The following is a 20,078-nucleotide window of genomic DNA, read 5'->3' as shown; positions in this document are numbered from 1 at the left end:
GCCGCGCAGGCTGGGTGTCGACCGCGCGGGCTGTCGACGGGTGGCAGGCGCTCACGCGCCGTGCGTGTGAACCTGTGAAAACAGTTTCGATCCAGCGCTGAGGTGTGTCGTGACGCCCGGAAGCCGGGGTGGTCTTGATTGAGTGGGATGGCACCCCGGCGCATCAGCCCCCCACTGGTTCGCCATGCTTCAGGGGGCGGAACTCGACCGCATGTGAGAGTTCCACCCTCGGAAGATGACCACGGCGAACGTTCGTGCGTCGGGGTGTCCTCGCTCGCTGCAGCGAGGTGCTCGTGGGGCTGATGTGGCGTGGTGGTCCGCCTCGCGCAGGACGATGGGCGCCAAGCGGGCCGTGAACGCGACGTGACCGGCTGGTGGGGGGTGGGGGAGCTTTCGGGGCTGTGGACGACAACCCAGGTTGTCGACGACCGGGAGCAATCTTCGTCCACAGGGTGTGGATCGGCGAATCACCGCAGTGGCGCGGTTCCCACGACGGGCTGGCGAATCATCCACAGGTTCGTCCCGGGTCTGTGCACAACCGCCACCGGCGTTTCCAACACCCTGTCCACAGCACCGTCCACAGACGGGTTCGTGAACGGACGGGGCGTCTGCCTACTGTTGTCGGTGGTGAGTGCAAGGGTGGGTCGTGACGGATCGTGCGGCGTCGGCCGGGCGGGTGGCACCCGATTCGAGGAGTTGTGAGCGTGGCTGAGCTGGAGCCGTACGAGGCGCCGCCGGAGTTCGACGGGGCGGGTTCGTCGTCGATGCCGCCGGGCAAGCTGCCGCCGCAGGATCTGCAGGCGGAGCAGAGCGTCATCGGCGGCATGATGCTGAGCAAGGACGCGATCGCCGACGTCATCGCCGAGGTCAAGGGCATCGACTTCTACCGCCCGGCGCACGAGACGATCTTCGACGCGATCACCGACCTGTACGGCCGAGGTGAGCCGGCGGACGCCATCACCGTCGCCGACGAGCTGACGAAGCGCGGCGAACTCGCGCGCATCGGCGGGCAGGCGTACCTGCACCAGATCATCGCGTCGGTGCCGACGGCCGCGAACGCCGGGTACTACGCGCAGATCGTCGCCGAACGGGCCGTGCTGCGCCGGCTCGTGGACGCCGGCACCCGCATCGTGCAGATGGGCTACGGCGACGAGGGCGGCGACGTCGAGGACATCGTCAACGCCGCGCAGGCCGAGGTGTACGCCGTCGCCGACAAGCGTGGCGGCGAGGACTACGTGCGGCTCGGCGACGTCATCGAGGCGACGGCCGACGAGATCGAGCAGGCCTCCGGCACCGACGGGCAGATGGTCGGCGTGCCGACGGGTTTCTCCGAGCTCGACGGGCTGACGAACGGTCTGCACCCCGGGCAGATGATCGTCATCGCGGCACGACCGGCCATGGGAAAGTCGACGCTCGGCATGGACATCATTCGCAGCGCCGCGATTCATCACAACATGACGGCCGCGTTCTTCTCGCTCGAGATGGGGCGCACGGAGATCACGATGCGCCTGCTGTCGGCCGAGGCCGGAATTCAGTTGCAGCACATGCGAAAAGGCCAGATGCGTGACGAGGACTGGACGCGTCTGGCGACGACGATGGGCCGCGTCTCGGACGCGCCGTTGTTCATCGACGACTCACCGAACATGTCGCTCATGGAGATCCGCGCGAAGGCGCGCCGGCTCAAGCAGCGCCACGACCTGAAGATCATCGCGATCGACTACCTGCAGCTCATGAGCTCGGGCAAGCGCGTCGAATCACGTCAGCAGGAGGTGTCGGAGTTCTCGCGTGCGCTCAAGCTGCTCGCGAAGGAGCTCGAGGTACCCGTCATCGCGATCTCGCAGCTGAACCGTGGCCCCGAGCAGCGCACCGACAAGCGCCCGCAGATGGCGGACCTGCGTGAATCGGGTTCGATCGAGCAGGACGCCGACATGGTGATCCTGCTGCACCGTGACGACTACTTCAACAAGGAGTCGGAGAAGGCCGGCGAGGCCGAGATCATCGTCGCCAAGCACCGTGCGGGCCCGACGGCCGACATCACGGTCGCGTTCCAGGGTCACTACTCACGGTTCAAGGACATGGGCGGTCAGAACTTCTGAGCCGTTGCCAGCGATGACGTCATAGATAAGGCGGCGTGAGACCCCAAGGTCGATCGCGAGCTTGGCCTTGTTCGCGCCGGCGGCTGCTGCCTGACGCACGTGCGCAACCTGTTCGTCGGTGAGGCGGCGGGCACGGCCCTTGTACACGCCGCGTACTTTTGCCAGGTCGATGCCTTCACGTTGGCGTTCGCGGATGAGGGAACGCTCGAGTTCGGCGACGGCGCCGATGAGTTGGCGCTGGAACGTCGCGAACGGGTCGGCCGTGGCGTCGGGTGAGAAGGTGAGGCGTTCCTTGACGAACTCGACGCTCACCTTGCGCGCGGTGAGGTCGGAGACGATCTGCTCGAGGTCGATCAGCGATCGCGCGAGTCGATCCATCGACGCGACGCGCAACGTGTCACCGCGACGCACGTAGCGCAGCGCATCCGACAAGCCAGCGCGATCGGCTCGGCTCTTGCCCGATTGATGGTCAGTGAACAGCTCATCGACGCCCCTAAGCGCTTCGAGCTGCCTAGCGAGATTCTGTGACGTCGACGAGACGCGTGCGTACCCCACGATTTGACCCGGCATGTCTAGACCCTACCCGCAAAGTGGGCAAAAAGACGGTTACCGACCCTATTCGCATGCGCGTCCGATCAGCCCGTGCTAGTGCAAATAGGGTGTACCCCATCCGCGCTAATGTGATTGTGTCAAGTCGATCTGGCCCCAGGGTGACGGTCCGATCTGGCCCCGGACGCGTTGGACACCAACCCCGGGGGACGACTGCACCAACGCCAACTGGCCGAGCCCGGTTCGGCAGCTGAGGGTCACAGGCCGAACGCGCCGCCCTCAACCAAGATGACAATGCCCAGGCCGATCAAGACCAGCGGAAAGAGGATGTGCTCCCAGCGTTCAAGCACCTCGGCGATCGGCTTACGAGTTGCGACGAACTTCGCGGCGAGGACCAGGACGACGACCAGCGCCAGGAACACGAGGCAGTAGGCCACAAGGGCGCCGGTACCTACCGCCAGGAACACCGGGACGTAGACCCCGATGTTGTCTCCGCCATTGGCGAACGTCACCGCGGCGACCGTGAGGGCGCCGACGGGCCGGTCCGCGACGTTGTCGTCATCGTCGCCGTTGCTCCACGCCTGCCAGGCGGCATAGATGCCCAGCAGGAGCGGGATAAGACCGAAGTACGGGATGGCGTCGTCGGGAAGGATGAATCCGGCGCCGAAGGTCACTGCTAATGCGGCGATAAGGATGCCACCGAACCCGAGGTACTGTCCGGCGATGATCTTGGTGGTGGCGCCTCGTTGCCCGGCTCCTCGGGCGAAGAATAGGGACAAGACGATGATGTCGTCGATGTTCGTCACCAGGTACAAGCCGATCGCCTGCAGCGCGGCGGCGGTCGTATCCATGCGTATTCGTCTCCTTCCGTCGACGTTGTTCGAGTGCTACTGCGCGCGTGCCTGCTCTGGTGCCGTGTTCACGGGTTCCTGGTGTGACGCTGTTCCTTTTCGTCATCCGCCGCGCGCCCGGGGCGCGCGTGCACCAGTGCGATCACGACGCATCCGGTGACGAGGAATGTGTCGGCGAGGTTGAAGGTGGGCCACCAGCCGGTGTGCAGGTAGTCGGTGACCATGCCGTCGCGGGCACGGTCGGCCACGTTCGCGACGGCGCCGCCGATCACGGCGCCCCCGGCGATCTGCTCCATCCGCCCGGCTCGCGGAGCCCGGTGCCAGGCGTACAAGACGAACGCGACAGAGATGGCAGCGGTGATGGCCACGACCACGCCGGCGGGCAGCTTGTCGCCCATGCTGAATGCCACGCCTGAGTTGTAGGCCAGCTGCAGCTGGATGACTCCGAGATCGACGGTGGACTCGGCGAGCCGGGCCTCAGAGGCGCCCTTGGCGATCAGGTCCACCGCAGCGATGGCCGCGGCTGTGAGCAGGACCGTGCCGCGACTTGTTCTCGCAGGCGCCGCCGTCTCGCTGGCACGGCCAATCACCTGGCGTCGGCTTCCGCTGGCACCGAAGCCGCGGGCGTGGCTGCCGGTGGTGGTGGGAGCGGCCGGGTACGGCCGGCGCGGACGCCGTTGCCGATCACGAAGATCTCCGCGACCTCGTGGACCAGCACCACCGCGGCGAGTCCGAGCACACCGAAAGCAGCGAGCGGGATCAGGAGGGCGATTAGGCCGAGAGACAGTGCGACGTTCTGCAGCATGATGGACCTGGCGCGGCGCGCATGGGTCAGGGTGTGCGGTAGGTGCCGTAGGTCCTCACCCATGAGGGCGACGTCAGCGGTCTCGATGGCTACGTCGCTGCCCATGGCGCCCATCGCGATCCCGACGTCGGCGGTGGCCAGTGCGGGGGCGTCGTTGACTCCGTCGCCGACCATCGCGGTCGGCCGGTCCTCGCGGAGCCGGCGGATGATGGCCGACTTGTCCTCCGGGCGAAGCTCGGCGTGCACGTCGGTGATGCCCGTCTGGGCGGCCAGCGCGGCGGCGGTGCGTTCGTTGTCGCCGGTGAGCATGGCGACCTGGTAGCCGTCGGCGCGGAGTCGGGCGACGACCTCCGCGGCCTCGGGCCGCAGGTCATCGCGGACAGCGATGGCGCCAACCACGCCACCGTCGTACTCGATCAGCACGGCGGTGGCGCCGGCCTCCTGCATGGCGGTGACCGGGTCGGCGAGGTCGCCTGCGGGTATCCAGCCGGGCCGACCGAGTCTGGCCTGGCGGCTGTCGATGGTGCCGGTCAGGCCTGCCCCGGTGATGGCCTCCACGCTCTCGGCGTCGCGGTACACCGGGACGGCTGCGAGGATGGCGCGGGCCAGTGGGTGCTCACTGCGCGACTCCAGCGCGGCCGCGATCGCAAGGACCTGCTCCTGGGTGTGGCCGGGAGCGGTGGCGACCTGGACCACTGACGGTTGGTTGCGGGTCAGCGTGCCGGTCTTGTCCAGGGCAACGGCACGGATCCGGCCGAGTGCTTCCAGTGCGGCGCCGCCCTTGACCAGGGCGCCGATGCGGCTGGCGGCACCGATGGCGGCGACCACGGTGACCGGAACGGAGATCGCCAGGGCGCACGGGGAGGCCGCGACCAGCACGACCAGCGCGCGCTCGATCCAGGTGGCCGGATCGCCCAGCAGACTACCGATGATCGAGATGCTTCCGGCGAGGACCATGATGCCGGGCACCAGCGGCTTGGCGATCCGGTCGGCCAGGCGCTGGGCGTTGCCCTTGCGGGCTTGCTCGGCCTCGACGATGGTGACGATCCGGGACAGGGAGTTGTCCTCGGCGGTGGTGGTGACCTCGACCTCAAGCACGCCGGTTCCGTTGATGGAGCCGGCGTAGACGGCGTCTCCGGCGGCAACCTCGACCGGGACGGACTCCCCGGTGAGGGCCGAGACGTCCACAGCGGTGCGACCGTCACGAACGACGCCGTCGGTCGCGACGCGCTCACCCGGACGGACCAGGAGCAGGTCGCCGATCGCGAGCTCGGTCGGAGCGACGGTGACCTGGGTGCCGTCGCGAAGGACAGTGGCCTCCGCCGGAACCAGCGACAGCAGTGCGCGCAAGCCGCGGCGGGTGCGGGCGACGGCGTACTCCTCCAAGCCCTCACTGATGGAATAGAGGAAGGCCAGCATCGCTGCCTCGGCAACCTCGCCGAGGATGACGGCGCCCACCGCGGCGATCGTCATCAGCGTGCCGACGCCGATCTTGCCCTTGACCAGACGCTTCAGGGTGCTCGGGACGAAGGTCCAGGCGCCGAGCGCCAAGGCGACGCCGTTCAGGCCGGTCACCGTCGAACCGGAGGCACCGGAGCGGTCGGCAATGAAGCCTGCGACGAGGAAGACTCCAGCGAACGCGGCGAACCGCAGCTCGCTGACCTCCCAGAGCCGCTCAGGCTCTAGCTCCGCTAGCTCGTCATCGCGCGGATCGTCGTGGCCGCAGCCGCATGCATCCGTCATGGTGCTACTTCCTCGGTCGTGGCGAGGATGCCGGCGGTGATCGCGACCGCGCCCTCGATGAGGTTGTAGGCGACGGTGAACTGGGCCAGCCGCAGACCGCGCCGGGTCAGCTGCTCGGTCTCGACGGCGGACAGCTGGGTCACCGCTTCACCTTCTCGGCACCAGGACGGGCAACATCTCCGTAGGTGGGGCAGAGTGCAACGGCCTCGCCGGTCGCGCCGAGCAGGGTCTCGGCCACGGCAAACAGCTCGATCAGCTCTGGGTGGGTGACCCGGTAGACCGAGGACCGTCCCTGCGGCCGGTAGTCGATCAGCCCGCAGTCGCGCAGGCACGCGACGTGGGATGACACCGTGGACTGCGGCAGGCCGAGCTCCGCGGTCAGGTCGACCACCCGAGCCTCCCCCGAAGCCAGCCGGCGAGCGATCGCGAGCCGGGTGGGATCAGCCAGCGACCGGAACAGCGCTACCGCGGCGGTCAGGTCTGGTTGCAGCCCCGGGTCGTCTGCAACCTCACTTCTCATCGACATGCGCCGATAATAACGACATCAGCCATTGATCGGCCAATCTCGGTGACACCGATGTCGGGCGCGGTGACGGTCGTCGTGGCCCGGTGGGGCTCAGGTCACAGAGCGGGGGTGAAACCTGAGCTGAGGTTGACCTGTATCCATGTCATGGCGGACTGCCAGGCACCGGTCACCATCAGGACACCCACGGCGAGCATGAGCACGCCGCCCAGGCGCTGGGTGGCCCGGTGGTGGGTTCGCAGCCAGCGTGAGGCGCGGTCGGCGCGGGCCCACCCTGCGGCGATCAGCACGAACGGCAACCCCAGGCCCAGGCTGTAGCCGGCTGCGAGCAGTACTCCGCGCAGGACTGGCGCGCCGTCGTTGCTCAGCGGTGAGGCGGCGACCTGGATAGCGCCGTAGACGGGGCCGATGCATGGGCTCATGCCGATGCCGAAGACCATGCCCAGGACGGGCGCGCCGAGGAGCCCGGCGGCTGGTCGCCACCGGACCGGCAGTCCCCGCTGGCCGATGAACCCGAGGTAGACCAGCGCCAGGAGGATGACCAGGACCCCACCGCCGCGCATCAGCAGGTCCCGGTGGCCGAAGAAGAGGCTCATCGCCGCGTTGAGCGCCACCGACAGGCTGACGAACACGACGGAGAAGCCGATCACGAACAGCGCGGCGCCGGCGACGACGCGCGTACGCCTGGTGTGGTCGGTCAGTCCGGTGACGTAGCCGAGGAAACCGGGCACCAAAGGCAGCACGCACGGCGAGGCGAACGAGACGGTCCCGGCCGCCACGGCCAGCATGACGGCCAGCGGCAGGCTGCCGCTGGCGACGACGTCGGCCGCGTCGGACGTCATGTTGCTGGCTCGGCGAGCATCTGGTCGACCAAGGACCGGAACGTCGTCTCGGTTGACTCACCGGACACCCGTGCGGCGATCCGGCCCTGCTTGTCGATCACCAATGTGGTCGGCACCGTGACGACCTTCCCCTGCAGTCCCAGCAACGACTTGCCGCCGTCATCGCGCAGGGAGGGATAGCGCACACCGAACTTGGCCGCGGTCGCGCTGGCAGAGGTCACTGAGTCCTTCTGTAGTACACCCATGAACTGCACCGGCGCACCGGCCGCACGGTAGCGGGTCCAGGCGCTCTGCAGCTGTGGTAGCTCCTTCTGGCGCGGCGGACACCACGAGCCCCAGAAGTTCAGCAGCACCACCTGGCCGCGGGCCGAGCTGAGCGACCACGCCTTGCCCTCCAGGGTCGTACCCTCCAGCGCCACGGGCTTCTTTCGCTTCCCAGGTGCGATCACCTCGATCTGGCCGTTACCGGCGACGTACCCCTTGTTGTCGCCACGCTTGGCCTGGCCAGCAATCGAGTTCGAACCATCACCACAAGCAGCGGCTCCGGCCAGCACCACGGCCGCTGCCGCCACAGCAGCGAGCCGACGCTGGAACGGGGACCGACGAAGGCTACGCACCCGCGCACTCTATTACTACCGACCGTGGTGGAGTGAGTCGAAGCGCCGGGTCCGCCCAATCGCTTTCCCGCGGCCGGCGCTCCACCAGCTCAAGCATCCTGGGGTTGACCCCGTCTGGTGGACATCGGTTATGCGGCTTCAGCAGCCGCGGTGGTGAGTTGGTCTTCGAACGCTGTCGGGCTGATCTGACCGAGGGCGCTGTGCCGCCTGCGACGGTTGTAGACCGTGTCGATCCAGGTACTGACTCCGGTGATGGCTTCGGCCCGGGTCGTGAACGAATACCTATGGTAGTACTCGGTTTTCAGGGTTGACCAGAAAGATTCCTGTTGCGCGTTGTCCCAACAGACCCCGGTGCGCCCGACCGACAATCGAACATCGAGCTCTTCTGCGGCCTCGGCGAGTTGGGCCGAGGTGTACTGACTGGGTTCAACTGGTCGATGCAACACCGGCTTGTGCCAGCAACAGTAGTTCTTCGTTGAAGGCTTCTGCGGGGGTCTTCCAGCCGAGTGCCTTGCGGGGGCGGGTGTTCAGGGCGTGCGCGACGGCTTGGAGTTCGTCTTGGCCCCAGCGGGCGAGGTCGGTGGTCAAGTCCGCTGGGGTGGTGTACGAGGTTGATCCCTCGGTTGGTCGTGTTGTCAGGCTGTGAGGGCCTGTAGTTCGAGTTCGGTGGTCACCTCCTCGGTGGTGGTGTCGACGGCTTGTGCGCGGGCGAGGACGTCGAGGCCGAGGTAGCGGCGGCCTTCGGCCCACTCGTCGTGTTGCTCGGCCAGGACGGCGCCGACGAGCCGGATGATGGATGCGCGGTCGGGGAAGATCCCGACCACGTCGGTGCGCCGGCGGATTTCGCGGTTGAGCCGCTCGTTCGGGTTGTTCGACCAGATCTGACGCCAGACCTCTTTCGGGAACGGCGTGAACGCCAGAATGTCCGCCTTGGCACCTTCGAGATGTTCAGCCACCGCCGGGAGCTTCTCGTGCAGGGCGTCGACGACGCGGTCGAACTGGGCGTGCACGGCCTCAGCATCGGGCTGGTCGTAGATCGAGTGCAGCAACGCCTTGACCCACGGCCAGTTGGTCTTCGGGGTCGCGGACATCAGGTTGGCCGCGTAGTGGGTCCGGCAGCGCTGCCAACCGGCGCCCGGGCTCGTGGCCGCGATCGCAGCTACGAGCCCGGCGTGGGCGTCAGAGGTGACGAGCTTGACCCCCGTGAGGCCGCGGGCGGTCAGATCCCTCCAGAACGCGAGCCAGCCGGCGCCGTCCTCGCTGGTGGTGACCTGCGCGCCGAGGATCTCGCGGTGCCCGTCAGCGTTGACACCGGTCGCGACCAGCACGTGCACCGGCACCACACGGCCACCTTCGCGGACCTTCAACACCAGCGCGTCAGCGGCGACGAACGTGAACGGCCCGGCGTCTTCGAGTCGTCGGGTGCGGAACTCTTCGACGTGCTCGTCGAGTTCCTTGGCCATCACCGAGACCTGGGACTTCGACAGGCCGGTGATCCCGAGAGTCTGGACGAGCTTGTCCATCCGCCGCGTCGAGACGCCGAGGAGGTAGCAGGTCGCCACCACGCTGGTCAGTGCTCGTTCGGCACGCTTCCTGCGCTCGAGCAGCCACTCCGGATACAGCGACCCGGTGCGTAGCTTGGGGACGGCGACATCCAGGGTGCCGACGCGGGTGTCGAGGTCGCGGTGGCGGTAGCCGTTGCGGGAGTTGACCCGCTCCGGGGTCCGTTCGTTGTAGCCGGCACCGCACACCGCGTCGGCCTGGGCGGACAGCAGTGCATTGACGAAGGTGGTGAGCAGGTCCCGCATCAGATCGGGGCTCGCCTGGGACAGCTGCTCGTTCAGGAAACGGGCAGGGTCGATACTGGGTCCAGCGGTCATCAAGGTGTCCTTCTTCGAGGTTGGTTGTGAGAGATCACTCGAAGGATCCACCTGGTGGCCGCGCCTACGTTGAAGGCACGCGCTCACTCAGGTCCGTCGTACACCACTCTGCTGGACTCCACTCTGCGCGCCTCGGTGGCGAACTTGCAGCGCCACCTCGGCATTCGCGCTGACGGCGTCTTCGGCCCGCAGACCCGCGCGGCCGTCGTGCGCTTCCAGCGCGCGCACCACCTCGGCGTAGACGGTGTCGCCGGCCGGGCCACCTTCCGCGCGCTCCACATGTACTACGTGGACGCCTGAGCGAACGCGAAGGAGGGGTGGTGATTCCAGTGGAATCACCGACCCCTCCTTCGCGTTCGCTGGGCGCGGGGGAGTCTGTCAGTTCTCCAGGAGTTCGATGCGTTCGATCAGTGGGGGGTGGGTGTTGAGCCACGACATGGGTGGCGTCTGACTCTCTTCGTTGCCATTGTCGTGCTGGTTTTCGAGGTAGGAGGTCAAGCCGGGCGCGAGGCCGTGCTTCTTCACGAAGTCGTCGGCGCGGAACTCTTCAGCGCGGTCGGCGGCGCGCAGGGCCAGTAGCAGCCCTGTCCAGATCAGTGCGCAGGCTACGCCCGCACCAAGGGCTACAGGGTGGTTGCGCAGCAGGCCCAAGAGCATGAGGGCGGCCACGGCGCCGACAGCGAAGGTCGCAAAATGCCCGAGGTCATGGCGGAGTTGGCGGAACACTCCGCCCGTCGCCGCATTGAACATGCGTCCGCAGAAGAGGGCGGGCGTCATCATCCAATAAACGACCGGGTGCACGAGTTGGCCTCCCCTCAGGTGGCCGATCTCGTGCGCCACGACGCCGGCGAGAACCTCAGGGGGTATCGCTCCCTCATCCTCGAGGGCGTCGACGTCCTCGCCGCAGAAACCTACGCTGCGGCGAAACATGGCACACGGGGGCGCATTCCTCAGGTTGGTACGGAAGATGTATACGTCCTGGAGCGCGACGCCTGCTTCCTCTAGAAGGTTGACCGTGTCTGCGCCCAGAACGGTTCGAGCTTCCCCTACGGGCTTCCATTTGAGCACCGCCCTGATGAGATTCCGCTCGGCTGCGGGCGATCCCCTGTAGGCCCATCCGACAGCAAACCGGCTCTTCACAGATTGAGGGTGTAGTTGGGGTCTGAATCCCCCGGCTTCCAGGAGTGCTCGGGCGATGTAGTGGGTGAGGTTGCGGAAGCCGAGGGCGCCCGCGTAGGTGCTCAAGGCGTCCGTTCACGGCTTCGGTGGGTCCGTTGCTGGTGCGCGGCCGGTCGAAGTAGGCCAGGACGTCACAGACGCGTCTGGCCAGGGTGCGGCCCAGCTTGCGCAGCTCGACCAACGCCGTGGGCACACCATCGGCGAGGGCGTCGATCACGGAGCTCATCTCGACGCGGCCGACGCTCCGGTCGTGGTGACGGTAGGCGGAGATCATGCGCTGATAGATCCCCCAGGTGCACTCGACCTGGATGTGGCGTTCGTCGGCGAAGAGGGACTCGAGGCGCTCGTGTTGGCGGCCGGTGACCAGGTCGGCACCGGTGTGCAGAGTCCGCCGCGCGGTGTAGAGCGGGTCGCCCTTGCGTCCGCGGTGTCCGTGGAGCTCTTGCTGGACCCGGCGGCGGCAATCGTCGAGGGCGTCGCCGGCCAGGCGGACCACGTGGAAGGGGTCCATCACGCAGACGGCGTCCGGCAGCTCTTCGGTGGTGGCGGTCTTGAACCCGAAGAAGCCATCCATCGCGACGACCTCGATACCCCTCCGCCAGGCTTGGTCCCGCTCGGCGAGCCAGTCCTGGAACGCCTTCTTCGAACGGCCATCGAGCATCGCCAGCAGGCGGGAGGGGCCGGTGCCGTCGCGCACCGGGGTGAGGTCGATGATCACAGTGACGTACTTGTCGCCCTTCCTCGTGTGCCGCCAGACATGCTCGTCGACCCCGACCACGCGGACGCCGTCCAAGCGGGACGGGTTATCGATCAGCAGGCGTTGACCTTCGGCCAGAACAGCGTCGTTGGCGGTATTCCACGACACCGCGAGTCCTTCGGCGACGCGGGCCATGGACAGGTGCTGGACCACGATCGCGACCAGGCCCCAACGCAGCCCGGCGCGGGAGATCTTCGCCCGCGGCTCGGCCGCGGCGGTGGTGTCCTGACGCCACACGTGAGCGCACTCGGCACACCGGTACCGGCGCACGGTGACCAGCAAGGTCGTGGGGCGCCACCCGAACGGCTCGTGCGCCAGCTCCCGGGTCACGGTGTCCCGGGATACCCCTCGGCAGCCACACCGGCGGCACCAGTCGTCCGGTTCGACGACCCGGCAGGCCAGCACCGCACGATCCGGCTCGAGAAGTTGCCCGGTGATCTCCAGGCCAAGGTCGTCAACGCGCGTGAAGGTGGTCAGGTCAGGGCACGTGAAGGTAGCGTCAGGCAACGTCGAGGTCTTTCGGATGGCTGCGTGTAGGAACCTCCATCTTCGGAAGACCTCGACACCTACCTCCGGACCGACGCGCCAGCGCCGACTACACCCTCATCTGTGAAGAGCCGGTTTGCCCGCCGCGAGGCAGGCGAGCAGGACGGCGCTGATCGCTGCCATCCCGGTCGAGAACGCGACGCCTTCCTCGGCGCCCTCCATCGTGGCGAGCCCACGCTCGAAGCGGTCGACGTTCGGGTTCCACAGACGCTGGTACACGTACGAATCACCGGGGCGCGGGCGACCACCGGTTGCCATCTGCTCGTACGAGTCACCGCCCTGCGTCACGCCGGTGACGGGGTAGGTGGTCGACTGATCGATTCCTGCGACGTGCACCCCGAGCTAGGCGAGGTCTTCGCGGCCCGCGTGGACGGCGTCCGTCATGAGTGAAGAGATGTGTTTCACATCACATAGCGTGTGGGGTCTGCGAAATAGTGGCAACATCTCGCCGAATCCTCCGAAAGGGGTCAGTCTCCCGTGGAAGGTGCGAAATCGAGTGCTCGTTCGTCCGGCGACTCGCAGGTTCGACGACCGTTACTCGGCCCCGCGTGGAGCCCTGACGCCGTCGATCGTCGGCTCATCGAGCTACTTCTCGAGGACGGCCGGATGTCGAACGCCGAACTCGCGCGGCAGGTCGGCGTGCCGGAGTCGACGTGCAGCGGCCGGTTGCGTGTGTTGCGCGAGCGGGGCGTCATCGCGGGCGTCCACGCCGACGTCGATCTCGGCTCGCTCGACGTGCCCCCTCGAGGCCATGATCGCGCTGCGCTTCACGGGCCACACACGTGACGACATCGACGGCTTCCACGCCGCAGTCGCCGATGTGCCCGGCGTCCTCGCGGCCTTCCACGTGACGGGGGAGAACGACTTCCTCGTCCACGTCTGTACGCAGTCTCCCGACGCCCTGCGCGACATCGTGCTCGACCACCTCGCGGTGCTGCCCGGCGTCGTGCACGCCGAGACGAGCCTCATCTACGAACGTATTCGCGGTTCCCGCCCTCTCGGCTGAGGCGCGACGGCCCGCGATGAAGGGCGAGGGGCGAAGGGCGATTCACGAAGAGGCCGCGGTACCCGAACGGGTACCGCGGCCTCTTCGTGAAGGCTGGTGTGATCAGGCCTTGGCGAACTCGAGGTCGAGGTTGATCTTGATCTTGTCGGAGACGAGCGCGTTGCCGCCGGGGGCTGCGGCGTCGAAGCTGAGGCCGAAGTCCTTGCGGTTGATCTCGCCCTGGGCCTCGAAGCCGGCGCGGGTGCCGCCCCACGGGTCGTCGGAGATGCCGTTGAACTCGTAGTCGAACGTGACGGGCTTCGTCACGTCCTTGATCGTCAGGTCGCCCGTGATGGTGTCGTCGCCGATGTTCGTGGCATTGAACGTCATCGTCGGGTACTTCTCGACGTCGAAGAAGTCAGCGCTCTTGAGGTGACCGTCGCGGTCGGCGTTACGGGTCTGGACCGATGCCGTCTGCACGGTGAACTCGAGCGTCGAGTTCTTGCGGTCCTCGGCGACCTCCGCGTTGACGCTGACGTCCGTGAAGCGACCCTTCACCTTGGTGACGGCGAGGTGGCGCGCGACGAAGCCGATCTCCGTGTGGTCGGCGTCGATGTTCCAGGTGCCGGGAGCGATGTCGTTGAGGGAAACCATGGTTGTGGTCCTTCCGTTGCGATGTGTGGTCGGTACTGAAATGACGATACACGCAGATAGTTGAACATTCAACTACACTGAAGAAACGTGGACGGAAACAAGATGTCCACACGAAAGCGTTGACACTGAACGAAACGTGAATCAACCCTCCGGTCGGACACCGGACGGTAGGGGCGCGCGACGGTGGTGAAGCACGAAACGGACGGTGGAGGATGACGAAAGAGACGCGCTGGCTCGATGAGGACGAGCAGACGGCATGGCGTCACTACCTGCGGGCATCGCGCGCGCTGAGCCTCGCGCTCGATCGCGAACTCCTCGACCACGGCATGTCGCTGGCCGAGTACGAGATCCTCTCGATGCTGTCCGAGGCCGAGGGGCGTCGTCTGCGGATGGGGGCGCTCGCCGACCTCGTCGTCCAGTCCCGCAGCCGCATCACGCACACCGCCACGCGCCTGCAGCGACGCGGGTGGGTGACGCGGGAGTCGTGTTCCAGCGATTCGCGCGGGGTCGAACTCGTCCTCACCGACGGCGGCTACGACGCCCTCCTGCTCGCAGCCCCCGTTCACGTCGCGAGCGTGCGTCGATACTTCGTCGACACCATGGATGGCGACCAACTGAGCATCGTCGGTGACGGCATGCGCCGCGTGCACGAGCAAGTCGGTGGCGAGCGGGGCTGAGGCCCGCCAAGGGCGTTGTCAGGGGGCGGTGGGAGAATGGACAACATGAGTGGAAGCACCTCGAAGTCCGCAGAACTCCTGGCCCACGCGCGCACGGTGACGCCCGGCGGGGTGAACTCGCCGGTGCGCGCCTTCCGTGCCGTCGGTGGCACGCCGCGGTTCATCCGCGAGGCGAAGGGGCCGTGGCTCACGGACGTCGACGGCAACCGCTATGTCGACCTCATCTGCTCGTGGGGCCCGATGATCCTCGGCCACGCCCACCCCGACGTCATGGCCGCCGTCCAGGACGCGGCCTCGCGCGGCTTCAGCTTCGGCACCCCGAGTGAGAACGAGGTTGCCCTCGCCACCGAGATCGTGCGCCGCGTGGAGCCCGTCGAGCAGGTGCGCCTCGTCTCCTCCGGCACCGAGGCAACGATGTCGGCCATCCGCCTCGCGCGCGGCGCCACGGGCCGGAGCAAGATCGTGAAGTTCGCAGGCTGCTACCACGGCCACGTCGACGCGCTGCTCGCCGCAGCCGGCTCCGGCGTCGCCACCTTCGCCCTTCCCGACACGGCCGGCGTGCCGAAGTCGAGCGCCGGCGAGACCATCGTCCTGCCCTACAACGACGTCTCCGCGCTCGAGACCGCCTTCGCCGAGCACGGTGACGAGATCGCCGCCGTGATCACCGAGGCATCGCCCGGCAACATGGGCGTCGTGCCGCCCGCAGCCGGTTTCACGAAGGCGCTGCGCGACATCACGACCAAGCACGGCGCCCTGCTCGTCTCCGACGAGGTGATGACGGGCTTCCGCTGCTCCGCCGCCGGCTGGTTCGGCCACGAGGGCCAGCAGGGTGAGGTGAGAGCGCCCCCGACCTGTTCACCTTCGGCAAGGTCATGGGCGGTGGCTTCCCCGCGGCCGCCTTCGGTGGCCGCGCCGACCTCATGGGCATGCTGGCGCCCGACGGTCCCGTCTACCAGGCGGGCACGCTGGCGGGTAACCCCGTGGCCACGGCCGCCGGCCTCGCCACGCTGCAAGGCTGCACCGACGAGGTCTACGCCCACCTCGACTCCACGGCGCACGCCATCGCCGACGCCGCCTCCGCCGAACTGACGAAGGCCGGTGTACCGCACACCGTGCAGTGGGCGAGCTCGATGTTCTCGATCTTCTTCCGCGACGGCGCGGTCACGAACTACGACGACGCGAAGGACCAGGACACCGAGGCCTTCTCGCGCTTCTTCAACGCAATGCTCGACCAGGGCGTCCACCTGCCGCCGTCGGCCTACGAGTCGTGGTTCGTCTCCGCCTCGCACGACGACGAGGCCGTCGCGCATGTGATCGACGCCCTTCCTGTCGCCGCGCGAGCCGCGGCCGCTCCCACAGACTCGGCTGCGACACTCTGACCATGACGAACGACGTCCCGCTTTCCCCGTCGACCGAGGCCCCCACCCCCACGACGAAGACGCTGGTGCACCTCGTGCGTCACGGCGAGGTGTTCAACCCGAAGAAGGTGCTCTACGGGCGCCTCGACGGCTACCACCTCTCCGAGCTCGGCCGTGAGATGGCCGAACTGACGAGCCAGTGGCTCGCTCCGCGCGACATCACCTACCTCGTCAGCTCGCCGCTCGAGCGTGCGCAGGAGACGGCCGCGCCGCTCGCCGAGAAGCTCGATCTGCCCGTCGTCCTCGACCCGCGCGTCATCGAAGCCGGGAACGATTTCGAGGGCCTGACCGTTGGATCGAACCCCAAGCAACTGCTCCAGCCCCGCTTCTGGCCGAAGCTCGTCAACCCGCTGCGGCCGAGCTGGGGAGAGCCGTACCAGGAGATCGCCGAGCGCATGTACACCGCCATCCTCGACGCCCGTGACGCCGCGGCCGGACACGAGGCCGCCGTCGTCAGCCACCAGCTGCCCGTGTGGACGGCCCGTCGCTTCGCCGAGGGCAAGCGCCTGTGGCACGACCCGCGATCGCGTGAGTGCACGCTCGCGTCGGTCACGACGATCGAGTTCACCGGTGACGAGATCACCGGCGTCCAGTACGCCGAGCCCGCGGGTCGCCTGCTGCCCAACTCGACACAGTCGGTGGGTGCCTGATGGCGCGCCGTGCCCGATCGCTCAAGGCAACCGCAGCGACGTCGCTCGCCCTTGCCGTCACCCTCGGTCTGAGTGCGTGCGGTAGCGAGCAGAACGACAGCATCAGCAAGCAGGCCCAAGCCGGCGACAACAAGGGCTATGTGGCCGGTGACGGTTCCGTCGAAGAACTTGCGGCCGCCAAGCGTGCCGAGCCCGTGAAGCTCACCGGCGAGACGCTGGACGGCAAGAAGTGGAACGTGGAGTCCGAGCGCGGCAAGGTCGTCGTCCTCAACGTATGGGGCGCGTGGTGCGGCCCGTGCCAGGCCGAGACGCCGCACCTCGAGAAGGCGTGGAAGAACTACGACAACGCGAACAAGCCCGTCGTGTTCATGGGCCTCGACCAGCGTGACTCCGACGCCGTCGCTAAGTCCACGCTCAAGAAGTGGGGCGCCACCTACCCGTCGCTGAAGAACGACGACGGGCAGAACCTGCAGGGTCTGCAGCGCAAGGTCGTCGCAACGCCGACGACGCTCGTGCTCGACAAGCAGGGGCGCATCGCGGCACGCGTCTCCGGTTCCACCACCGAGACCACGGTGCGGAACATGGTCGACAAGGTGCTCGCGGAGAAGGCTTGAGCTCCGGCGTTGCGGCGCTCGCTCACCTGACGAGTTCCCCCGAACAGATCGTCGCGAACGGCGCGTTGCCGCTCGCGATCTTCTTCGCTGCGCTCGCGGGGGTCGTCTCGTTCGCGTCGCCGTGTGTGCTGCCGCTCGTGCCGGGCTTCCTCGCCTACGTCACGGGCTTGACGGACGAGAAGCGACGCACCCGACTCGTGCTCGGCGCGTGCCTGTTCGTGCTCGGATTCTCCGTCGTCTTCGTCGGCATCCAGGCCGCCGTCAGCCTCGTCTACGACACGGTCGGCGCTCACCGCAGCCTGCTCACGCGCATCGGCGGCGTCATCGTCATCCTCATGGGGCTCATGTTCCTCGGCGTCGTGGGCCAGCGAGGCTTCACGGTGCGCTGGCGCCCGGCCGCGGGCCTCGTCGGGGCACCGTTGCTCGGTGCCGCGTTCGGTCTCGGGATGGCTCCCTGCATCTCGCCGGTTCTCGGCACGCTGGTGGCGGCCAATACGTCCCTCAACGCGGACAGCCAGGGGAGGGCTCTGTTCCTCACCGTCTGTTACGCGCTCGGCATGGGCCTGCCGTTCATCCTCATCGCCGCTGGGTGGAGCCGTGCCGAGAAGGCGTCGAAGTGGCTTCGTGACCACCACCGTCCGATCCAGATCGTCGGCGGCACTCTCATGATCGCCATGGGCTTGCTCATGGTGAGCGGGCTGTGGGAGGAACTCATGGCCCTCGTCCAGTCCAACCTCGTCAACCAGTTCGAAACGGTGATCTAGTGGCAGCCAAGAAGGCCCCGGGCAACAACGGGCCCGAGACCAGCGACGACGCAGCGGAGGGCGCAGCCGCCAAGAAGTCGCCGCGAGGCGGCGCGAAGGCCGGTGGCAAGTCCGGCACGTCGGTCAAGGCCGGCGCGAGCATCGGTGTCGTCGGCATGCTGCGCTGGTTCTGGCGCCAGCTGACGACGATGCGCACGGCGCTGTTCCTGCTGCTGCTCGTGGCCATCGCGGCCGTGCCGGGCTCGATCTTCCCGCAGCGCTCGATCGACGCCACCCGCGTCACCCAGTACGAGCAGGACCATCCCGACCTGTTCCCGTGGCTCGATCGCCTCGGGATGTTCAACGTCTACAGCACGCCGTGGTTCGCCGCGATCTACCTGTTGCTCGCCGTCTCGCTCATCGGCTGCATCATCCCGCGCACCAAGGTGCACTGGAAGGCGATGCGTTCCGGGCCGCCGAAGATGCCGCGCAACATCAAGCTCCTGCCGGCTCACCGCAACGAAACGCTCGACGCCAGCCCCGAGGCCGTCGCGCAGGCCGCGCGCGAGGTTCTCCGACCCACCCCGAGCTGCGCCACGTCCGCACCCGCGTGCGGACCCCGGGGCAGAACGGGTCACGCGAACGCGGGTTCGGCACCTTGAAGTACGAACGGCTCTACATCGATGAGATCGCCGACGCCGTCATGCTCGCCAAGCACGCCCAGGAGTACCGACTGGAGTACAACTCCATCCGCCCGCACGAAGCCATCGCCTGGAACCGGCCACTCGACGTCCATCTGGGGATCGCCGACCCGACGATCCCGACATTTCAAACCACCGAAATCCTGCCAACTACTTGACGCGGGACACAAGTTCGCCGACCTGGGGATGGTGCAGGTGCTTTGTACCGCTCGAGCAGAGTCGAACGTCATGCTTGGCCCAAAGCCGGGCAAAGTCAGGGCTGTTCATCGAGAGGTCGCCAACAAGTTCGGCGAGCAGGCGGTCGTCGGGGTACTGTGCGGCGACGTAGCGCAGCGAGGCGACAGCCCGTGCTGCTTCATCGGCCCAGTCGCGGTGCAGTTCGCGGGTGTGGGGGTCGAGAAATAGCAGCCGCAACTGGTTCGGGCGGGTTGCGGGGTCCTCCGGGGCCGCGAAGGGGAGGTGGCCAGCGACCAGCACGTGCCCGAGTTGGTTCCAGGCCAGGATGTCGTTACGGCGGCCGAGCAACAGTGCGGGCACGGTGGGCATCGAGGTGAGAAGCACGAGGGCTCCGCCGTTCGGGATCTCGGCGCGGGCGGTCCGACGACGCTTGGCAGGCGTAGGCCGCGCTAGCTCGAACAGATGCGCCCGTTCGGCGTCGTCAAGGTTCAGGGCTCGCGCCAGCGCATCAATGATCGCGTCGCTGGCATTGGTCGATTGCCCTTGTTCTAGTCGCGTGTAGTAGTTGGCGGAGATACCAGCGATCTGAGCGAGTTCCTCGCGTCGCAGCCCAGGCACCCGGCGCGTTCCCCAAACCGTGATCCCTGCCCGGTCGGGAGTGACCGCACCGCGCCGGCTGCGGAGGAAATCACCGAGCTCGTTCGCGGGCCGGACACGCTGCTGTTGAGGTCGCACCGGTCCAGTGTGGCTCACGCTTTACTGCGGAGAGTGCCCCTGTCAGGGGTACCAAGCGCAGGGATCTGGCTGCTCCGGTGGCGCGGCCCGAGGGTTGACCGCATGACCACCGATTCTTCGCTCGCGCCTGCTGATCAGGCCGCCGCGGATGCCGCCTTCGGCACCCGTGAGCGCATGGCGCTCTTCGTCCTCCTCACGGCGAGCTTCACTCTCGCCGTGGACTTCTCCATCCTCAATGTGGCGCTACCGCGCATCGGAAGCGATGTGGGCTTCGCGATCGCCGACCTCCAATGGATCTCTACCGCCTTCGCCGTTTGCGGGCTCTTCCTACCTGAG

The 20,078-nt window shown here is 67.5% G+C and carries 23 protein-coding genes and 5 pseudogenes; 12 read left to right on the top strand and 16 right to left on the bottom strand.

Annotation, left to right across the window (positions count from 1 at the left end; translation table 11 throughout):
* The first annotated feature begins 698 nt into the window (after window positions 1-698).
* Complete coding sequence (gene dnaB / locus HMPREF0321_RS04890; protein ID WP_074041083.1) at window positions 699-2,096, top strand: replicative DNA helicase; 1,398 nt, start codon at window positions 699-701, stop codon at window positions 2,094-2,096.
* Here the strand turns inward: dnaB and HMPREF0321_RS04885 are convergent.
* The 11 genes and pseudogenes from HMPREF0321_RS04885 to HMPREF0321_RS04845 form a co-directional block, all read right to left on the bottom strand.
* Window positions 2,061-2,666, bottom strand: a complete 606-nt coding sequence (locus HMPREF0321_RS04885; protein ID WP_006944698.1) for a recombinase family protein — start codon at window positions 2,664-2,666, stop codon at window positions 2,061-2,063. The two genes, dnaB and HMPREF0321_RS04885, sit on opposite strands and share 36 nt — an antisense overlap.
* A gap of 236 nt (window positions 2,667-2,902) precedes the next feature.
* Window positions 2,903-3,496: a cadmium resistance transporter gene (locus HMPREF0321_RS04880; RefSeq protein ID WP_006944675.1), complete on the bottom strand. Its 594-nt coding sequence runs from the start codon at window positions 3,494-3,496 to the stop codon at window positions 2,903-2,905.
* A 68-nt stretch (window positions 3,497-3,564) separates the two neighbouring features.
* On the bottom strand, window positions 3,565-4,002 hold the full coding sequence (locus tag HMPREF0321_RS04875) for a signal peptidase II (RefSeq protein ID WP_235006024.1): 438 nt from the start codon (window positions 4,000-4,002) through the stop codon (window positions 3,565-3,567).
* 80 nt (window positions 4,003-4,082) lie between these two features.
* On the bottom strand, window positions 4,083-6,044 hold the full coding sequence (locus HMPREF0321_RS04870; protein WP_006944623.1) for a cation-translocating P-type ATPase: 1,962 nt from the start codon (window positions 6,042-6,044) through the stop codon (window positions 4,083-4,085).
* Entirely contained in the window at window positions 6,041-6,187 is a 147-nt protein-coding gene (locus HMPREF0321_RS15425) for a hypothetical protein (RefSeq protein WP_006944664.1), read from the bottom strand. The genes HMPREF0321_RS04870 and HMPREF0321_RS15425 overlap by 4 nt, the downstream gene beginning before the upstream one ends.
* Window positions 6,184-6,570, bottom strand: coding sequence for a helix-turn-helix transcriptional regulator (locus tag HMPREF0321_RS04865; protein WP_006944798.1), 387 nt, complete (start codon window positions 6,568-6,570; stop codon window positions 6,184-6,186). The genes HMPREF0321_RS15425 and HMPREF0321_RS04865 overlap by 4 nt, the downstream gene beginning before the upstream one ends.
* A 95-nt stretch (window positions 6,571-6,665) precedes the next feature.
* The gene (locus tag HMPREF0321_RS04860) at window positions 6,666-7,409 is read right to left on the bottom strand and encodes a cytochrome c biogenesis CcdA family protein (RefSeq protein WP_006944749.1); all 744 of its coding nucleotides are present in this window, start codon (window positions 7,407-7,409) and stop codon (window positions 6,666-6,668) included.
* Window positions 7,406-7,981 (bottom strand): TlpA disulfide reductase family protein, encoded by a 576-nt coding sequence (locus tag HMPREF0321_RS04855; protein WP_040014494.1) that lies wholly within the window; start codon window positions 7,979-7,981, stop codon window positions 7,406-7,408. The genes HMPREF0321_RS04860 and HMPREF0321_RS04855 overlap by 4 nt, the downstream gene beginning before the upstream one ends.
* Window positions 7,982-8,154: 173 nt before the next feature.
* A pseudogene (locus HMPREF0321_RS04850) lies at window positions 8,155-8,448 on the bottom strand (integrase core domain-containing protein); the annotation flags it as partial.
* A 4-nt stretch (window positions 8,449-8,452) separates the two neighbouring features.
* Window positions 8,453-8,608 (bottom strand): annotated as a pseudogene (locus tag HMPREF0321_RS16705) (IS30 family transposase); the annotation flags it as partial.
* A gap of 53 nt (window positions 8,609-8,661) precedes the next feature.
* A complete protein-coding gene (locus tag HMPREF0321_RS04845) occupies window positions 8,662-9,906 on the bottom strand; it encodes an IS256 family transposase (protein ID WP_040014493.1) in 1,245 nt (414 codons plus the stop codon).
* 54 nt (window positions 9,907-9,960) lie between these two features.
* On the opposite strand from HMPREF0321_RS04845, the gene HMPREF0321_RS16700 reads away from it, so the two are divergent.
* Window positions 9,961-10,206, top strand: a complete 246-nt coding sequence (locus HMPREF0321_RS16700) for a peptidoglycan-binding protein (RefSeq protein WP_040014492.1) — start codon at window positions 9,961-9,963, stop codon at window positions 10,204-10,206.
* 78 nt (window positions 10,207-10,284) lie between these two features.
* Here the strand turns inward: HMPREF0321_RS16700 and HMPREF0321_RS15420 are convergent, their stop codons facing one another.
* The 3 genes and pseudogenes from HMPREF0321_RS15420 to HMPREF0321_RS04830 form a co-directional block, all read right to left on the bottom strand.
* Complete coding sequence (locus tag HMPREF0321_RS15420; protein WP_074045820.1) at window positions 10,285-10,836, bottom strand: M48 family metalloprotease; 552 nt, start codon at window positions 10,834-10,836, stop codon at window positions 10,285-10,287.
* Window positions 10,837-11,049: 213 nt separating this feature from the next.
* Window positions 11,050-12,349 (bottom strand): annotated as a pseudogene (locus HMPREF0321_RS04835) (ISL3 family transposase); the annotation flags it as partial.
* A gap of 96 nt (window positions 12,350-12,445) precedes the next feature.
* Window positions 12,446-12,724 (bottom strand): PLP-dependent transferase, encoded by a 279-nt coding sequence (locus HMPREF0321_RS04830; RefSeq protein ID WP_006944766.1) that lies wholly within the window; start codon window positions 12,722-12,724, stop codon window positions 12,446-12,448.
* Between the two features lie 270 nt (window positions 12,725-12,994).
* On the opposite strand from HMPREF0321_RS04830, the gene HMPREF0321_RS16970 reads away from it, so the two are divergent.
* Both HMPREF0321_RS16970 and HMPREF0321_RS16965 read left to right on the top strand, forming a co-directional pair.
* Window positions 12,995-13,174: an Lrp/AsnC family transcriptional regulator gene (locus HMPREF0321_RS16970; protein ID WP_254653968.1), complete on the top strand. Its 180-nt coding sequence runs from the start codon at window positions 12,995-12,997 to the stop codon at window positions 13,172-13,174.
* Window positions 13,140-13,394: an Lrp/AsnC ligand binding domain-containing protein gene (locus HMPREF0321_RS16965; protein WP_006944821.1), complete on the top strand. Its 255-nt coding sequence runs from the start codon at window positions 13,140-13,142 to the stop codon at window positions 13,392-13,394. The genes HMPREF0321_RS16970 and HMPREF0321_RS16965 overlap by 35 nt, the downstream gene beginning before the upstream one ends.
* Before the next feature lie 102 nt (window positions 13,395-13,496).
* Here the strand turns inward: HMPREF0321_RS16965 and HMPREF0321_RS04820 are convergent, their stop codons facing one another.
* Window positions 13,497-14,027, bottom strand: a complete 531-nt coding sequence (locus HMPREF0321_RS04820; protein WP_006944768.1) for a YceI family protein — start codon at window positions 14,025-14,027, stop codon at window positions 13,497-13,499.
* A gap of 212 nt (window positions 14,028-14,239) precedes the next feature.
* Between HMPREF0321_RS04820 and HMPREF0321_RS04815 the strand changes: the two genes are divergently transcribed.
* The 7 genes and pseudogenes from HMPREF0321_RS04815 to HMPREF0321_RS04785 all read left to right on the top strand — a co-directional run bounded on the left by HMPREF0321_RS04815 (window position 14,240) and on the right by HMPREF0321_RS04785 (window position 18,988).
* Window positions 14,240-14,704, top strand: a complete 465-nt coding sequence (locus HMPREF0321_RS04815; protein ID WP_006944617.1) for a MarR family winged helix-turn-helix transcriptional regulator — start codon at window positions 14,240-14,242, stop codon at window positions 14,702-14,704.
* 45 nt (window positions 14,705-14,749) lie between these two features.
* Window positions 14,750-16,083 (top strand): annotated as a pseudogene (gene hemL / locus HMPREF0321_RS04810) (glutamate-1-semialdehyde 2,1-aminomutase).
* 2 nt (window positions 16,084-16,085) lie between these two features.
* Window positions 16,086-16,772, top strand: a complete 687-nt coding sequence (locus HMPREF0321_RS04805) for a histidine phosphatase family protein (protein WP_006944756.1) — start codon at window positions 16,086-16,088, stop codon at window positions 16,770-16,772.
* Window positions 16,772-17,386 (top strand): TlpA disulfide reductase family protein, encoded by a 615-nt coding sequence (locus HMPREF0321_RS04800; protein WP_006944694.1) that lies wholly within the window; start codon window positions 16,772-16,774, stop codon window positions 17,384-17,386. Before HMPREF0321_RS04805 ends, HMPREF0321_RS04800 begins: the two co-directional genes overlap by 1 nt.
* Window positions 17,383-18,150: a cytochrome c biogenesis CcdA family protein gene (locus tag HMPREF0321_RS04795; RefSeq protein WP_006944738.1), complete on the top strand. Its 768-nt coding sequence runs from the start codon at window positions 17,383-17,385 to the stop codon at window positions 18,148-18,150. The genes HMPREF0321_RS04800 and HMPREF0321_RS04795 overlap by 4 nt, the downstream gene beginning before the upstream one ends.
* Window positions 18,150-18,791 carry a cytochrome c biogenesis protein gene (locus HMPREF0321_RS17350; RefSeq protein ID WP_006944613.1) on the top strand — a complete coding sequence of 214 codons (642 nt, stop codon included), beginning with the start codon at window positions 18,150-18,152 and terminating at the stop codon, window positions 18,789-18,791. Before HMPREF0321_RS04795 ends, HMPREF0321_RS17350 begins: the two co-directional genes overlap by 1 nt.
* The gene (locus HMPREF0321_RS04785; protein WP_240742479.1) at window positions 18,740-18,988 is read left to right on the top strand and encodes a transposase; all 249 of its coding nucleotides are present in this window, start codon (window positions 18,740-18,742) and stop codon (window positions 18,986-18,988) included. The genes HMPREF0321_RS17350 and HMPREF0321_RS04785 overlap by 52 nt, the downstream gene beginning before the upstream one ends.
* Here the strand turns inward: HMPREF0321_RS04785 and HMPREF0321_RS04780 are convergent.
* Window positions 18,981-19,742, bottom strand: a complete 762-nt coding sequence (locus HMPREF0321_RS04780) for a helix-turn-helix transcriptional regulator (RefSeq protein ID WP_136788242.1) — start codon at window positions 19,740-19,742, stop codon at window positions 18,981-18,983. The genes HMPREF0321_RS04785 and HMPREF0321_RS04780 overlap by 8 nt on opposite strands.
* A gap of 102 nt (window positions 19,743-19,844) precedes the next feature.
* On the opposite strand from HMPREF0321_RS04780, the pseudogene HMPREF0321_RS04775 reads away from it, so the two are divergent.
* Window positions 19,845-20,078, top strand: a pseudogene (locus HMPREF0321_RS04775) (hypothetical protein); the annotation flags it as partial.

This window comes from Dermacoccus sp. Ellin185, assembly GCF_000152185.1.
Classification (GTDB): domain Bacteria; phylum Actinomycetota; class Actinomycetes; order Actinomycetales; family Dermatophilaceae; genus Dermacoccus; species Dermacoccus nishinomiyaensis.
The sequence above is the reverse complement of the archived record's forward strand: the minus strand, read 5'-3'. Positions and strand labels throughout refer to the sequence as shown.